A 16510-nucleotide genomic window follows, 5' to 3' on the forward strand; every position below is an offset into this window, starting at 1 on the left:
TATTCTATTTCTAACTTTTAAAACCTATAATCATGAAGAAAATTATTAATTCTGTACTACCGATACTATTAGTATCATTAATGAACTCTTCCTGTGAAAAATCAGAAATTCAATCTCCTGAAAAACAGCAAAAACAGCTAGTACACGCAACCGATCCAACAAATAACATCAATCTAGTAGAAAATGGCCCTGCTGATTTTGATCAGGTTCCCTGGTCAGAGAATTATATTATTAGCGGAAACTCTGTTCCTGTTCCTGGTGATCATACCCTGGATGGACCTAATCCTATTCTTGACGAGATCAATGATTATAGTAATTTTGTATCCAATGTGCCACTCAATATAGAAGTATCAAGTAGTGGTGGTGATTGGTACAAAACATATACATATACATTAACTAATCGTTCTCAAAAATCACTTCATATGGATGCGAGTATAATGATATTTATCGCTCCAAAAAATCATAGTTTTGCCCGTCATTTGGCTATTGTAAATAATGGTTCTGGCTTTGGACATCCTCAAAAGGATTTTGTTGAAGTTCCATTACCTAATGGTATAGATTCATACTATATAACCCGATTTATATTTCACGATGTTCCAGAAAGCCAAAGAACTGTTACACCAGGAAGCTCAATTGTTTTCGATTTTGGAGTACCTCTTAATCCATTTATTACTCCATTAGGAATTTCTCCTGAAGATTCAAAAAATACGGTTAGGTTTATTGCTGATCTTATTGGTAACAAAAATGAAGATTTGGTAAGAAAATACGGTACTAAAAGGTTTGGTGACTAAATCCTTTATTTCAGGTATCAGATTTAGAGAACAATCTTTACATTTATAAAATTAATACACACAAGAACACCGAGATGAAAATCATCTCGGTGTTTAAAATATTTCTTCTAAAAAATCTTAGAAAGGTCCACCCACAGGTCTGCACAGACATCCTGCACAAATTAAAGGATAGTTACACTCACTATTAGAGTGACAAAAATCGTTTAATTCTCCTCCACCTCCATTGATGGATTGTTTTTGGCTTTTGTCTAGTTGTTTTACACCTTTCTGATTCAAAATTGATCGTAACATAATTAAATTGGTTTTAAGATTAAAGTTAATTTTGTATTTAAAAATAAGGAAAATTCCCCAGATTAATAACTATACCAACTGGTATCGCAATTATCTTCTGAGCTAAGTCCGGATGCGTTCCAAAGTTGAGTTCCGTTATATTGACCACAATTTGCTTGCCCCCAACCTACATTGGCGCCTAAAGTTGCTTGTGGGCTTAAATCATTACAAGATCGTATCATATACTGGGTTGCACAATATTCTAAAGCACTTACTCTTCCCGCTAGCACTTCTTTTTGTTCTAACTTATTTAATAAAGTAACTCCTTCTAAATTTAAAATTGATTGTAGCATAATTAAAATTGGTTTTAAGATTATATATTAATTTCAATCCGTAGAAAATTAAAGAATTAAGTCGGATGATTCCTCACCCTTTCAAGGTGATTTTACCAAGTAGTTCAGAAAATTTGATTTTGTTACCCAAATAATATTCGTAAACGAATAATTCATTAAACTTTAACATTTTGCAACAAAAACTACCTTAAAAAGATGGGAAATAATAGTTAGTTTTTAAGTACATTGAACAGCAAATCTTAAAACTTTAATAATATGTTACACAAAATTCTAAATCTTAATGGTGTTAAAGCGCTTGACGCAAATCAGAAAAAAACAATAAAAGGAGGTGCTTGGCCTCAAACAGAAGAAGATTGTTATCTATGTGGTGGTATCAGTTGGATCCCTACTCCTCTTAACGGTGGATTATGCGAACTACCTTGGAATTCGCCTTGTATCTAACCAATTACGTTCCTTAAGAACGAACGTACTTGACATTTTCAAATAACAATTCAAAAGAATGATAGCACTGATTTGAAATCAGTGCTATCATTCTTTAACTTATTCTAACCTTTGAAGCACTTAATTTGTTATAATTATACCTCTATCCATACTCTATTAATACCTTTTTAAGGTTCCAGACATACTAAAGTTGGTTCCCAAGGTGGTACACACACAAACAATGGTTCTCCAGTACAAGGATCTGTGCTATGCCATCCAATTGGGCATTCTATCCCTTTACCAAGAATAGTAGCTTTTTCTTGTTTTTTTAAGATTCTAAAACCCTCTAAATTTGAAAGCATTTTTAACATGATTTAATGAATTTAATTTATTCTACTCTTGAACATTTAGAGACAATCAAGTATTTGTCTATTCTTCGCGAATGAGGTTCTTTTTAAAATTGTATATCTCATTGTTTTTAAAACTTAATACATCATCAAGCACAAGATTGACCACAAGCATTGGCTGATCTACAAAACATACAAGTTCTGTATGCGCCTACATTACCATTCCAACATTCTTCATGCATTGTTTCTATAGCACTAACTGTCAGCTCAGGGCAATCGATAGAATTTGAGCCTGCCATTATACTCTTTTGTTGTTGTTTGGTTATTTTTTTTATTCCTTTAAGTTGTATGATATTTTGTAACATGGTTTCTTGTTTTTTTAAATTAATTCTCTCTTTAATTATTTTATACTCACTCTTGCCGCCACTAGTCACAGACTAGCGGGAGCGGGGAGCGGGGGGAAAAATATAATGGAAATATGTGTGTCAGTACACATATTTCCATGTTGTATGCAATTAAATTTTAATTTCACACTCTACTACATCTCTAATATCTATCTCTCTATTTTCATCATCAAGAAAAAGACGAGATCTTCAGCTAGATATTTAATTTTTGATTACCTCCCAAATACAGTTCTTCGATATTGTCCAATTACATACCCTTCGGCATGAATAGTGCATTCCTCAACCCATGAAATTTCTCCTTCAGAATCTTCAGAATGTCCACCGACTCTTACACACGTCCATTCACCTTCTCCTCCTCCATTAATTGATCTTTGATCTTTTTTGGAGATGCTAAATTGTTTTAAGTTTTTCAACATAATTTTAAAAATATAATTAATAATTACCCCAAACCTTTATAGACGCTAAGGGTTACGTCTTTCCATTTATAAGAATAAGATACCTCTGTATCATTAATATTTTCAACTTTGAAAAAAGAAGATAATTCAGGTAATTCGGAAATTATATCATCCTCTTCATTTGTACTACAGGAAAGTAACAAAGTTGTTACCAAACTGGTAGTATAAGGTTTTTAAGTACTTTCATTTTAATTATGATCTTAAATTTTATATGTGTTTATAGAGCTAAAGTCATATCTTAACAATAACCTCTTGTTACTATATTTTTGAAAAGGCACGAGTTATAAACTCATGCCTTTGTATACTACTATTTGATCTTATCCAAGACCACTACAAGAACCTCCTGAGTTTCCGCAAATTCCACGTAATTCATTTAGAGCACCTAATATTGAATCAGCATAAAAAACTCTTGCATGATGTTCTTCTCCTCCACAATGACAATCAAAATACTGTGGTCCATCTGGTCCGGATAATCCTACTCCTCCGGTAATATTTATTCTATGTTTTGTGCTTAATAATTGTATACCTTCAATATTTAAAATTGATTTTATCATAACTTTTTTTATAATTTTAATTAAAAATTGTGCCTGAACATTTAGAGACAATCAAGTATTTGTCTACTCTTCGCGAATGAGATTATTTTTGAAATTATTTGTTGTTTTTGATATCGTTACAGATATGAAAGTGGTAACAAAACAATATTTATTTTTTTCTTACTGTCTACTATTATTAGATAGAAACCAGCTATTTATCAAATGATATCGTTTTATAAGATGAAAAGTATATTTCAAAGAAATCAGAAATATACTTTTCTAAGTAATTCCTCTTTACTGTTAAAGTGGTTCGCAATACTCTGAACAAATATTACCGCTACACTCTCCGCAACAACGGCCTCCAGAACCACAGGTTCCCCCACCACTTACGGATCGCAACTGACTTCGTTCAATCTTTTTTACCCCTTCTAAGTTTAAAATGGATTGTAACATAATTTTTATAATTTAAAATAATATGAGACCTGAACACTTAGAGACAATCAAGTTCTTTGTCTTAATTAAAAATTGTGTAAAAAATAATAGAATTTATAACTGTAGATTTTTAACAAAGTCGTAATCCAACTACTGTATACTTTGTAAGGTCATGTTGACTCTCCTTAAACCCTTACTCTCATCGTTATATTCATAACTTATAGAAAAGCTCTGGATAGCGGGAACATGTAAAACTTTATTTACGTCAAAATAAACTGTATGCCTTGTAACATTACTTGCCGCATCATTATTTATTTTGGCATAGGTCATTCTATCATCTCTCCATTTTTTTCTTAACCCTTTCTTTTTATACTTTCTGCCTTTTATCCAAGTTCCAACACTATAATGATTGGAGTATTCTGTATACCAAGTTTGGGTATGAAAACTGTAATCTCCTCCTCCGCAAGTAAAAAAGTTATCCGGATAAGGATGGTACTTGTTAAAGTAATTTCCTCCGTAAAAACCTGTTCCTGTATAAGAATTTGTTGGATTTTTTGCACAGAGAGTTTGTCCATTAAGATTTACTCGTTGCGTTGTTTGATCATAAGAAGGGTTAAGAATAAATGCAGTAACATCTCCTGATATATGTTTTGCTTCAGGGTTCATCACTATTTTATAATCTTGAGAAATATACTCTACCTTTTCTGTTATTCTATGGTATTCTTTTCCTATCCTATACAAACCTTCAGTATTTAGGACTGCAGAAAAAGCTGGGTCAGGAATAAACAAAATATTAGCCTTATTAAGTTTTTCATGTAAAGAAATATCCTCATCTGTAGGTAAATCACTATAATATTCCTGTGTCAGGAAATGTGATTTTGTAAACTGTAAATCAGAAAGCCACGATTTAATTTCTTCATCTGATAATGTTTTTAAATGATCTAATGTTTCGAGAAAAGAAGTTTCTGATTTAAAAGTCAATATTCCATCTTTTACTTTTAGCCCCTGCTCTTGAATATCTCCCTGTTCTTTTTCGCAAGCCATACATAGAAATGCTACTGTTAAAAGAAGTATTTTACAAGATGATAATATGTGTTTTTTCATTGATGTTTTTTATTATTGTTATTATATTTTATCTATTCGTTTTTTGAATATTTTTTACAAAGTGTGATCTAAAATTGATTCATATCACATTCTTGACAAACCTGCCACGTATGATTTATACAATATAAATTTACAGGGCCTGCTAAACAGGGAACTCCAAAATAAGGCTGACCATTTACAGCACAATAATCTCCTTCACTAGGACAAATACTTGAATAATTAAAACCTCCGGAAATATTTTCTTTTACCTCTTTTTTTAATTCTTGTACTCCTTTAATTTCTAAAATTGATTTTAGCATAATAAATAATTTAAGTTTTTGCTTACTCTATTGATTTTGGTTTTCAGCTTCCCCAAAAGATGAGATAGAGATTTTATCAACCAAGTATTTAGTATCGGTTTTCATAAAATAGTTTGTGTTTAAAAACTACTTTTTTGAGTTAAACATCTCCTAATCTCTCATATCAAAAATATATTTCAATCGATGGTAAAGGGTAAAGAATATGGGGTTTGTGACGAACGTATCTTATAATGTGACAAACGGAAGAGGGTGATTTTCTCCCTATTAGAATTATGCATAATTCTTCTTGTTCGCCATTCATAATTTTTTAAATATTTCCAGCGTTAGTTTTAAAAAACCTTCTGCTCAATCGAATTAATTATTATAATTTTTTGGATTGAAAAACAATGTTGAGAAGTAAAATTGACTCAGTATATAATCTTTGAAAAAGATTTATGTATACATTTTTGATTCGTGGAAATAATATGGAATTAGGAGGTAAGTTTTTTAAAAAGTACAACTATTAAAATATAATCTTATCCAGGTTCTGTTTATATGTTTTTCCTACAGGGATTGTTTCACCATTTATTTGGAGCGTTTTATGATTTTTCTGCTGTACTTTTTCAATTCGAATTAAATAAGATCTATGAATCCGAATATATTCTAGCATATCAGGTAACTGTTCTTGAAAATCACTTATTTTACCACGTATCAAATACATCTTTTTGGTAGTATAAATTTCTAAATAATTTCCTGAAGATTTTATATAATTGATTTGAGAGGTATTTAATTTAATTTCTGTATTAGATTCTTTAATCGTTATATAATGCTTTTCTCCTTTTATTTTTTTAAGTACAAAACGCAGTAACTCTCTTATAATATCCTTGTTATATAACAGAATCCGAAACTTAAAAAAACTATATATAATTAAAAGTATACTTATTGTTAGTAATACATAAAACCACCAGGTATTCCAAAGAGGAGGAGTGATAGTTATCTCTAGATATGTACTTTTTAAATTCCAATTTTTATTTGCTCCTTTTGTTTGTACCTCAAAAGTATACTGACCTGGCTTCAAATCCGGATATCGAATTTCTCTGTTTTTTGTAAGATTCCATTCTGGTTCTATTTCCAGCAACCGATATCTATATAATGTTTGATTTTTATTTTTAAAAGAAATTGCACTAAAACCAATCGTAACAGAATTTTGGAAATATTTTAAATATCTCAGAACTTGATGATCATCAATAATCTTATCATTAATCTTGACTGTTTTTATACGTAACCAATCATTTTTTACAGAATTATATACAGGTTCTATAATTGACTTTGGCAAGGAACATAAACCATTTTTGGTAGCAACCCACAAAGTATCGCCAATCACCTCTATATCATTGACTTCATTACTTGGTAATCCATTGGAGGTTGAAAATCTGGAAACAATATAGTTTTGATGATCATCTGAATATGTTATTTTACTAAAACCACTATTGGTGGCTAAATAAATTTCATGTTCATTTTCTATATGAACTTGTGTTGTTAAATCACTATTGAGTCCATTAGACTGATTAATAGCATAAACAGTATCCTTATCTTTAACAATAAGCCCTGCTCCCAAACTAGCTATATAATATCTTTCTTTGTATTTATCGATATCATCCATCCTGTATGATAACAAAGAATTGGTCTTTCTTACATCATACACAGAATCGTTCCTATATTCGTATAACCCAGAAAAAGTTGCTAAATAATATCCTTCAGCAGAGTATTCTATATCATGTACTCTTTTTGAAACTCTGGTACGCGTTTTAATTCGTTTACCTGGTAACAATTGTGAAAAAATGCTCTTTCCGGTAACAGGTATAGCATCACGATTATCAGATAACATTCCGCCGTGTCCTATATTATTTGTTAAACCTTTACCTTCTTCCCAGTTATTATGCGCTGATTGAATGATCAAACGATTATCCTTGCTATAATACTGAACCTCAGATTTATAATTATCAGGTGATTTCCATATCAATTGAAATTGATTTTTACTTCTCTTATATACCTCTCCATTATGATAACTTACATACAATTCATTTTTATTATTTTTAGTTAAACGATATGCATGTTTGTTTTCTCCTTTAATGTGTAAATCATGTATTAATACTTGTGGGTATTTTGCATAAAAGACTCCAGAATCTATAGTACTTATCCATAAACCTCCTTCGTGATCTTTTAAGATTTTTGTTACTGATTTATCTTTTAGAAAATGATCTGTTAAATTTCCATAATAATCATAGATCTTGACACCTCCATGTTGTAATCCTACCCAAAAATGATCATCATCATATTTTCCTGAGATAAGAATGTTTTTTTTACTTATGATATGTTTTTCAGACGCGTCTTTTGTATTAATAATATAAATTTCTCTTTGAGAAATAATTGTCAAAAGATTACGATCAGTACTATAAAATGTATCAAAATATCCAAAACTTAAATTGAAAGAAGGTTTTTTAATAATATAATCTGAAGTATTTGATTCAGTTACTTTTTCAGAATCAAAAGTAAAACTATAACATTTGGGGTTTATACTGGCTTTAATAGTTGGAGGTACATATACTCTACTAGTTTGATTATTCACTTCACCCAAGTTATCTATTTCTAAATAACCCAATAATCTTTTAAACGTGATAAAAAAGCTACCGTGATCACCTACATATATATTATTGATTGTAAACCCAATAGGAATATTCTCTAACAAATGATTGTATTTGTATGCAATGAACTGATCTTTATCCGGATCATAGTAAAATAGTTTTTTATTAAATGTTGAACACCAAATTTTTCCATCTGGCTGTTCATAAAAATTAAAAACAACAATATCTGTTAATCCATCTCTAACCGTATATTTTTTAAAATTATAACCATCATAACGCGTTAAACCCCGATCTGTCGCAAACCACAAAAATCCATTTTTATCTTGTGTTATGTCATATACTTCTGAGCTACTTAAACCATCATTTGTTGTAAAATTTTTATAGATATGATCTTGTGCCAAACAAGCATATGACCAGATAATAAAAATTAATAAAATATTGGTTTTACTCATATGGTTCTAAATTGATTTTTACAAACCAGTATCAGTTAGTATCAGTACCTCTCTTTTTGTTACCCAAAAATTAAGTTTATTATGCAAATCATAAATACCTTAGCAGTCATTGATTTAATATTGGTAAATTTGATTCCTCTAAAATTAAATCGTTTTGAAAAATAAAAATTGTAAAAATCGGAACTGATTAAAAAATTAATATAAGCTGAAGTTTTTATGTAAAGATTCCCTCTCAGAAAGTAACTCTTTGGGCGTTTTACCACTTACATTTTTAAAATCTTTAATGAAATGAGCTTGATCATAATATCCTAGTTCTAATGCTACCTGAGTAAGGTTACTATCACTATTTAACTCTCCAATAAGTTTCAACCCATAATTAAATCTGGCCAGTTTGATAAACTGTTTTGGTGACATCCCCAGGTATTTCTTGAAAAGTTTATTAATATAACGAGCAGAATATCCTGTACCATCTGCTATGTCATTTAAGTTAACTTCGTTTCCTTTAGATTTTAATATTAACTCATAGACTCCTAATATTTCTTTCCTAATAGGGTTTTGAGCTATTCTTAATAAAATAAATTCTTCAATTAGCTTTATTAAATCGTCTGGATTATTTGATGTGGTGTTTTTTAAGGTACTTAGTTCAACATCTGTTTCGATTAGATTCTCTACCGGCACAAATTTGTTCATTATTTCTGTTAGAGAAGTCCTGAGAAGGATACTCATATAAAACGGAAACACAGAAACTCCGATAACTTTCATTTTTTGATGTTGCAGCTTAACCAAAGTATTTGCATATCCAACATAAAGTCCGCTTTTAAGACTAAACTCTTGTTTTGTTTCAAAAAAATGAGCCTGAACATCTTCTGAAACAGATAAATAAAAAAAGGAGGGCAAACCATCTGGTAAAAGATATTGCTTTTGGCTTTTGGTTTCAGAATGCTCCATCACAAAAAAACTCTTAACTATATTTTTTAGATCATTATTTGGTGGTATCGTATATACTTGCGTACTCATATTTAATTAGGTTTTTTAATTAGAATAATTCCTGAACATTTAGAGACAATCAAGTTCTTGTCTGCATTCACGCGTATAGTCAATTATCTGGTAGTTCTGGAAAAGTCTTTTTGTTACCCAAAAAAGTAAAAGCCGGAATAAGGATATTCCAGCTTTTATTCTTGTATTATTTATGTTTAAGTTCTATCGAAGCTTAATTTTCCTCAATGCACCTGTTCCTCCAAATTCTGATACATAAATTGCTTTGCCATATTTATCTGAGGTTATTCCGTTAGGGCCATTAAATGATGCTTCCAGAACAAGTCCATCTATAACAGCGGCTTCTCCGGTTCCTGCAAAAACCTTTATTTCTCCATCCAGAGAAACTTTAAATATTTTATTTACAGCAATGCCTGTAGCAAATATTGAATTACCAACCACGGTTATATATCCTATTCCAAAACCATTTATTACAATGTCTGGGATATTAGCTATTAAAGAGACACTACCATTTTTATCAATCGACACAATATCCGCGGTAGAAAAATTACCTACGATCAAATTCCCCTGACGATCAAAATCAATTCCTACACCTCCTGTTAATCTTGGATCTGTTGCATAGACAGTCACCTCACCATCCTGTGTGATTTTATGTACAGTAGGTGAAAGAAAATTAGATACATAAATGTTGTTATTACGATCCAGAGTCATTCCTGTTGGCCATCCATCTATGGTAGCCAAAATAGTACGTGTACCATCAGGAGTGATTTTAACTACATTTCCTGATACAGTATTGTTTGCATCATTTACATAAAAATTGCCTTGATTATCAAAAGCATTTCCTAATGGCCCAGTTAAATCAGTAAGAAATTCTGTTAGATCTCCGTCTTGAGACACCTTTAAAACTCTTGTGCCATTGCCTCCTGTATTTGTAAATTGACCATACTCTGAAACATATATATTGCCCCGACGATCAACAGAAACAGCATCATTTCCAGAAAAATCAGAAACGATAGTTTCTACTTCAAATTCGGGATCAAAGCCATCTCCATGACAAGAAATTGATACGATTACTGTTATTACTAAAACAAAAACAAGGGATACGTTTGTCGTAAATTGTTGAATAAAGTTTTTCATTTTTCGTGATTTTAAGTTTTGCTCTAAAGTATTAGAGCATTACCTAAAAATCGACTGCCTGGATAAACTCATACCTATTTCAAGCAATTTTTAACTGCTTGATATAGTTGCTTGGAGTATCATTCATCTCTTGCTTAAAAGCTTTATTAAAAGTAGATTTAGAATTAAACCCTACATCCATAGCAATGGCAAGAATTGTATGATACGCATGTTCGTTATTTTCTATTTTCTGAAGAAACTCCTTAATTCGGTAATGATTAATATAATCATAAAAACTACTATGTAGTACCTTATTTAAATACCATGATATATTATGAGTAGAAGTATCTAATTTTTCTGACAAATCTCTTAAGGTTAAATCAGATTGCAGAAACAGTTTTTCCTTTTCCATAATATACTTTAACCGGTTACCTAATGAAAAAATCTCACTTTCAGGAAGACGATTAATGTCTTTACTTTTCATTTGTATTGGGATTCTAAACAATTCTGGTTCTTTTAAACTGTAATACCCAATAACAAAAATAAAAACAGATATCCCTATCCAAACCCAGTTATAACCAATGGGATACAAAGAGCGATTAAAAAAGTTAACAGACACAAAACTAAGTACCCATAATGCTAGAAACAGACCTACTGATATTTGAAAAAACTTTAGAAAAAAAGTTAAGTTTTGTTTATACGAGATATTTTGTTTTTCCTCTTTGCTATACCATAGAATCAACCTTGTATTAATTGTCCAATAATAAATATTAGAAATTACTCCTAATCCTTCTATCAATAAAAAAGGAGTAGAAAAATGTTTGTCATTTAGTTTTAGTACAAATTCATCTTGGCTTAAAGAAATTACATATCCAAAAAACAAAAGATGAATTATTACTGGTAGATAATGAAACCATTGGAGTTTGAAGTTTTTATTTCCGGCATATGCTAATCTTCTTAAATACATTAAGCATAATGGCCCAAAAATAAAGATAATCGAATCAACAAGGATGCTTACTTGAAATAGCCTTACTGTAATATATTTTAAAAACAACATTCTCCCCAAAAGCATGAATGAAGCCAATAATAAAATAATCCCTAGAATTCGGTTTGCAGTCTTGTTTTTGTTTTTTATAATCTGTAATGTAATCGCCAAAAAAATCCCTTGACTAATTCCTAAAAAAAGAATAAGATCTATAAATTCAAAAGGTTCCATGTACCGATAATTGATTAGACTATAAAATTAATTGAAGATACTCTTTTTTTCGACCGATTGGATCAATTCGTACGCTACAAGGTTTATCATTAATTTAAAAATGATAAAATGCATCTTCTAGATGTTCTATCTTTATTCCTAGTTTATTTTTGATAATTGCGATAATATCAAAACGGACTTCTACATCCAGGTCATTCTCTACAATATAATGATCAATCGCTTTTACTAAAGATTGTATTTGTTTTGGTTTTACAAATTCATGAGGATCCCCAAACTCAGGAGTACTTCGGGTTTTTACCTCGACAGCCACGACCAAATCACCTTTTTGAGCAATAATATCTATTTCGGATTTCAGGTATCGATAATTTTTTTCTAAAATATCATACCCTTTTTTAAGTAAAAAGTCTACTGCCAGTTTTTCCCCTTCTTTTCCAAGTTTATTATGCTCTGCCATACATTATATATACTCAAGTTGCGCCATCTTTTTAGTAACAGTCAATGATACTTCTGCGCCTAACATCAATGTTCTATTATCTTCGATATGTCCCATTGGGAAGTTAAAAACTACAGGAAAATCATAATCAGCAACGATATCTAAAATAATTTCTTCTGCCTTTCTACCAAAAGGAATATTGTTGTCGTGCATTTTGGTCATCCCTCCAACGATTAATCCTGATAACTTATCAAAATAACCATTACGTTTTAAATTTTGTAACATTCTATCAATATGATACAAATATTCATCCAGATCTTCTATACATAAAATTTTGCCCGTAGTATCTATAGAAGATAGAGAACCACAAAGGGAATACAAGATCGACAAATTTCCTCCAATCAATTGTCCAGAACAGTTTCCAATTTTATTTTCTTCAGAAGAAGAAAAACTATACGATATTTTGTTTCCAAAAATAATCTCTTTAAAAGATTTCTGAGAAGCTGTTGTTCCTTTATGAAAATCTATTGGCATGGGAGCATGTAGCGTAGCTATTTGTAATTTATGAATATGGGCGTGTAATACAGTAACATCAGAATATCCAATAATCCATTTTGGCTTTTTCAAAAAGCCTGAAAAATCGAGCATATCAACAATTCTAACCGTTCCATATCCTCCTCTTGCACACCATATGGCATCAATATCCGGATCATCTAACTTGTCTTGAAAATCTGATCTTCTTTCTTCATCTGTACCAGCAAATTGATTATGATCTAATCCAATAGTTTTACCAATAACAGGAACCAATCCCCAGGCTTTAATTATACTGATTGTTTCAGCAATTTCTCGTAAACTAATTTTCCTTGCGGTAGAAACAATGGCAATTTTACTTCCTTCTTTTAGGAATCCAGGCTTAAACATTCGTTAATTTTTTCTATTTAAGGATACTAATTAACAAATACTTTCGTTCTAAACTATTATATTGTATGTAATTTATCCCTAAACTACACTTACTAAACGTTTTGCCTATGATGACTGATACTAATTGTAATCTGGCCACATTAGACGAGTATGTCCCTACGGCAGAGAATCCCTGGAATGTTCATCGAATACATCATTTGTATCGTAGAATCGGATTTGGTGCCTCCAAATCTGAGGTTCTCTCTGCTTTATCCTTAAGCCCTGCTGCTCTTGTAGATTCGCTTATTGACAATGCTATCGCTCTTAACGCCACACCTGCACCTCTTTGGGGATTCTGGAATAGGGATCAATTCGAAGCCGCAGAAAATGCCAACGAAGACAACACTGTCGGTTTTTACCGCCAGGAATGGAAAGAACAAATGATCGGTGACCTGATCCAGAACAAAGTACGGGATCGAATGACCTTATTTTGGAGTAATCATTTTGTTACCGAAGATGATGTGTATAGAAGTCCTGCATATCAATACCAATATTATAGTTTATTACAATTTCATGCCCTTGGTAATTTTAGAGACTTTGTACGTGAAGTTGGTTTAACATCTGCCATGTTAGTATATCTAAATGGTGATGAAAACATACGTGATAGACCTAATGAAAATTATGCCCGAGAATTATATGAGTTATTTACTTTAGGAGTAGATAATGGTTATAATGAAGATGACATTCAAGAAACTGCAAAAGCATTGACAGGATGGGTAGAAACTAATGATGTTGCCTGGGGACCTATTACCTTTAACCCTTCTCAGTTTAGTAACGATAGTAAAACTATCTTTGGTCAATCTGGAAACTGGGGTTATGACGATGTCATTAATATATTATTTGATCAAAGATCAACAGAACTAGCTACTTTTATTTGCGGTAAGCTATATACTTATTTTGTAAGTCCATCATGTAACGATGCTATTGTTGCGCAAATGGTTCAGACATTTATCACAAATAACTATGAAATAGCTCCTGTACTAAGACAACTATTTAAAAGTCAGCATTTCTTTGATGAAAATGCTATTGGTACTATTATCAAAAGTCCTTGCGATTTATTGATTTCATTCTATAATGAGTTAGGCTTTACCTTACCTGCTGGAGTAAACACTGTAGAATTTATTCTTGATGGTTCCAGAATTCTGGGACAAGAAGTTTTAAACCCTATAGATGTAGAAGGTTGGCAAGGTGATGAAGATTGGATAAGTCCCGACCTGTTAATCGGTCGTTGGGAAAGTGCACGATTCTTAATCGGCAGAGCCTGGGAAGAAAATCAAACACAATTCAGAGAATTTGTAGTTGGGTTACCTATTGGTACTACTGCCGAGGGAAATCTCGATAACAACATGCAAAGCACAGATGTGGATATTGTGGTAAAAGCAATCGTAGATTACTTTTTTCCAAGGGGAATTGAAGATCCTGTAATTTTTAACGAAATTCTAGGTGTTTTCAAAGATTTCTTTCCTCCCACATACTATGAAGCAGACGCCACAGATCCTAATATCTGGAGGCTTAGTTATCCACAAGTGTCGGATCAATTCCTTGCACTTTTGGATTTCATTGTAGATATCCCCGAATTCCAACTTAAATAAGACATATCATGTGCGAAATAAACCACTCAAAAAATACAAAATCAAATAAACCCGGTTCTTGTAATACTAACGATCATAAGAAATGGAATCGGCGATCTTTTCTACAGGCGCTTGGCCTGGCAGGAGGAGGATCTATGATGTTAGCAAATACTCCTCTTTCTGTATCACGACCCTCTCCTCTATCTATAGCGCTTAGTCAAGCCGAAACAGATAATATTCTAATCCTTGTAAGATTGCAAGGTGGTAATGATGGTTTTAATACCATTATACCAGTGTACGACTATGATGTTTATGCCAATGCAAGACCATTAATACGTATCCCTCCTAGTGAATTCATTACACTTGATGATGAATTTGCAATGCCCAAACCTATGAATAAACTTGAAGGTGTTTGGGGTGATGGAAAAATGAGAGTAGTACACGGTGTTGGATACGAAGATTCTTCTCTTTCTCATTTTAAAGGATCTGATATTTACGCCAATACCAATCTTGTCGAAGAAGATCGTACAGGATTTATGGGAAGGTACTTTCAGGATATATACCCTGATTACTTTTTTAATCCACCCGCCAGTCCGCCATCTATACAAATCGGAAGTATCGGTAACTTGATCTTTAAAGGCCCTGAAAATGACTTTTCATTTGCAGTGTCCAACCCACAACGATTGCTTCAAATTATTGAAAACGAAACGTTTTATAATCTTGATGGATTAGAAAACTGTACCTATGATGATAAAGTACGATATCTTAGAGAAGCAACTAATACTACTTTTAACTATGCCGATGTTATTAGTGCTGCTTATGAAAGATCTTCTGATTTTGGAGGATACCTGGATGATAGTTTAGGAAGACAGTTAAGTATCATTTCAAGATTAATCAAAGGAAACCTGGGTACCAAAGTATATTTAGTAACTCTAGGAGGATTTGACACTCATAACAATCAGATACAAAGACATCAGGAACTTCTAAACTCGTTCTCAGAGGCTATCAGTAATTTCTATGCTGATCTTACTGCAGCCGGAATGGATAATAGAGTTCTTACCACTACTATATCAGAATTTGGTAGAAGATTTACAGAAAACGGATCATTAGGTACTGACCATGGAACGGCTGCACCTATGATGTTTTTTGGTACTGGTCTTAACGGAAATGGTTTTGTAGGAGAACATCCTGATATGAATACCCTTACCAGAGGAGGTAATGTTACAAACACTATGGATTTTAGACAAGTATACGCTACAATCATGAAAGATTGGATGTGTATAGATGAAGAAACCGTAAGTAGAGCATTATTAGGAGAATCGTTTGAATCCTTAGATCTCGGTTTCAATTGTTCGGGTACCAATCCTAATCTTCCTACAGATGGAGAAAATGTGACTCATATTGTTACCTATAGTGATAATCAAACATATATTAATATTGCTACTCCGCAGACGGGTCATGTAGACATTAGTTTGTATAATGTAGTTGGGCAAAAAGTAGCAACACTACGTAATGAAATCCTGATGGAAGGAGAACATGTGATCAATGTAAAAGAATCTGCAGATAACAGATTAAGTACAGGTCCTTATGTATATCAGATCCAAACAGGTGGCGGTAACTATAGCAGATCAATAATTATCTCATAAAAAGTAATAAGGGTAGATGTATATTAAGAATAATTACATCTGCCCTTATACTTATATTTTGCCAGTCTTTATTACCTTTGTGCCTCAT

Annotated in this window: 19 protein-coding genes; 4 read left to right on the top strand and 15 right to left on the bottom strand. The window is 31.8% G+C overall.

Annotated features, from left to right (window positions below; translation table 11 throughout):
- The first annotated feature begins 32 nt into the window (after positions 1-32).
- Positions 33-791: a hypothetical protein gene (locus U0D62_RS15270; RefSeq protein ID WP_322288172.1), complete on the top strand. Its 759-nt coding sequence runs from the start codon at positions 33-35 to the stop codon at positions 789-791.
- Between the two features lie 117 nt (positions 792-908).
- Here U0D62_RS15270 and U0D62_RS15275 read toward each other — a convergent pair whose 3' ends face one another.
- The gene (locus U0D62_RS15275; RefSeq protein WP_322288173.1) at positions 909-1082 is read right to left on the bottom strand and encodes a hypothetical protein; all 174 of its coding nucleotides are present in this window, start codon (positions 1080-1082) and stop codon (positions 909-911) included.
- Between the two features lie 62 nt (positions 1083-1144).
- Positions 1145-1414: a hypothetical protein gene (locus U0D62_RS15280; protein WP_322288174.1), complete on the bottom strand. Its 270-nt coding sequence runs from the start codon at positions 1412-1414 to the stop codon at positions 1145-1147.
- 255 nt (positions 1415-1669) lie between these two features.
- Here U0D62_RS15280 and U0D62_RS15285 point away from each other — a divergent pair, with 255 nt between their 5' ends.
- The gene (locus U0D62_RS15285; RefSeq protein ID WP_322288175.1) at positions 1670-1855 is read left to right on the top strand and encodes a hypothetical protein; all 186 of its coding nucleotides are present in this window, start codon (positions 1670-1672) and stop codon (positions 1853-1855) included.
- Between the two features lie 167 nt (positions 1856-2022).
- On the opposite strand, the gene U0D62_RS15290 is transcribed toward U0D62_RS15285, so the two are convergent.
- The 13 genes from U0D62_RS15290 to U0D62_RS15350 all read right to left on the bottom strand — a co-directional run bounded on the left by U0D62_RS15290 (position 2023) and on the right by U0D62_RS15350 (position 13166).
- Positions 2023-2196: a hypothetical protein gene (locus U0D62_RS15290; protein ID WP_322288176.1), complete on the bottom strand. Its 174-nt coding sequence runs from the start codon at positions 2194-2196 to the stop codon at positions 2023-2025.
- A 134-nt stretch (positions 2197-2330) separates the two neighbouring features.
- Positions 2331-2546 (bottom strand): hypothetical protein, encoded by a 216-nt coding sequence (locus U0D62_RS15295; RefSeq protein ID WP_322288177.1) that lies wholly within the window; start codon positions 2544-2546, stop codon positions 2331-2333.
- A gap of 251 nt (positions 2547-2797) precedes the next feature.
- Positions 2798-3001, bottom strand: a complete 204-nt coding sequence (locus U0D62_RS15300) for a hypothetical protein (RefSeq protein WP_322288178.1) — start codon at positions 2999-3001, stop codon at positions 2798-2800.
- Positions 3002-3357: 356 nt separating this feature from the next.
- Entirely contained in the window at positions 3358-3594 is a 237-nt protein-coding gene (locus tag U0D62_RS15305) for a hypothetical protein (RefSeq protein ID WP_322288179.1), read from the bottom strand.
- A 279-nt stretch (positions 3595-3873) separates the two neighbouring features.
- A complete protein-coding gene (locus U0D62_RS15310) occupies positions 3874-4026 on the bottom strand; it encodes a hypothetical protein (RefSeq protein ID WP_322288180.1) in 153 nt (50 codons plus the stop codon).
- Between the two features lie 129 nt (positions 4027-4155).
- Positions 4156-5109 (bottom strand): hypothetical protein, encoded by a 954-nt coding sequence (locus U0D62_RS15315; RefSeq protein WP_322288181.1) that lies wholly within the window; start codon positions 5107-5109, stop codon positions 4156-4158.
- Positions 5110-5177: 68 nt separating this feature from the next.
- A complete protein-coding gene (locus tag U0D62_RS15320; protein ID WP_322288182.1) occupies positions 5178-5408 on the bottom strand; it encodes a hypothetical protein in 231 nt (76 codons plus the stop codon).
- A gap of 502 nt (positions 5409-5910) precedes the next feature.
- Positions 5911-8484 carry a ligand-binding sensor domain-containing protein gene (locus tag U0D62_RS15325; protein WP_322288183.1) on the bottom strand — a complete coding sequence of 858 codons (2574 nt, stop codon included), beginning with the start codon at positions 8482-8484 and terminating at the stop codon, positions 5911-5913.
- 195 nt (positions 8485-8679) lie between these two features.
- Positions 8680-9501: a helix-turn-helix domain-containing protein gene (locus tag U0D62_RS15330; RefSeq protein ID WP_322288184.1), complete on the bottom strand. Its 822-nt coding sequence runs from the start codon at positions 9499-9501 to the stop codon at positions 8680-8682.
- A 183-nt stretch (positions 9502-9684) separates the two neighbouring features.
- Positions 9685-10617 carry an SMP-30/gluconolactonase/LRE family protein gene (locus U0D62_RS15335; protein ID WP_322288185.1) on the bottom strand — a complete coding sequence of 311 codons (933 nt, stop codon included), beginning with the start codon at positions 10615-10617 and terminating at the stop codon, positions 9685-9687.
- A gap of 79 nt (positions 10618-10696) precedes the next feature.
- Positions 10697-11812, bottom strand: coding sequence for a helix-turn-helix domain-containing protein (locus tag U0D62_RS15340; protein WP_322288186.1), 1116 nt, complete (start codon positions 11810-11812; stop codon positions 10697-10699).
- 94 nt (positions 11813-11906) lie between these two features.
- Positions 11907-12266: a YraN family protein gene (locus U0D62_RS15345; protein ID WP_322288187.1), complete on the bottom strand. Its 360-nt coding sequence runs from the start codon at positions 12264-12266 to the stop codon at positions 11907-11909.
- 3 nt (positions 12267-12269) lie between these two features.
- Positions 12270-13166 carry a S66 peptidase family protein gene (locus U0D62_RS15350; protein WP_322288188.1) on the bottom strand — a complete coding sequence of 299 codons (897 nt, stop codon included), beginning with the start codon at positions 13164-13166 and terminating at the stop codon, positions 12270-12272.
- Between the two features lie 107 nt (positions 13167-13273).
- On the opposite strand from U0D62_RS15350, the gene U0D62_RS15355 reads away from it, so the two are divergent.
- Together U0D62_RS15355 and U0D62_RS15360 are read left to right on the top strand one after the other, a co-directional pair.
- Positions 13274-14797, top strand: a complete 1524-nt coding sequence (locus U0D62_RS15355; protein WP_322288189.1) for a DUF1800 domain-containing protein — start codon at positions 13274-13276, stop codon at positions 14795-14797.
- Between the two features lie 8 nt (positions 14798-14805).
- A complete protein-coding gene (locus tag U0D62_RS15360; RefSeq protein ID WP_322288190.1) occupies positions 14806-16422 on the top strand; it encodes a DUF1501 domain-containing protein in 1617 nt (538 codons plus the stop codon).
- Positions 16423-16510 lie beyond the last annotated feature (88 nt).

This window comes from Aquimarina callyspongiae (assembly GCF_034322225.1).
Taxonomy (GTDB): Bacteria; Bacteroidota; Bacteroidia; order Flavobacteriales; family Flavobacteriaceae; genus Aquimarina.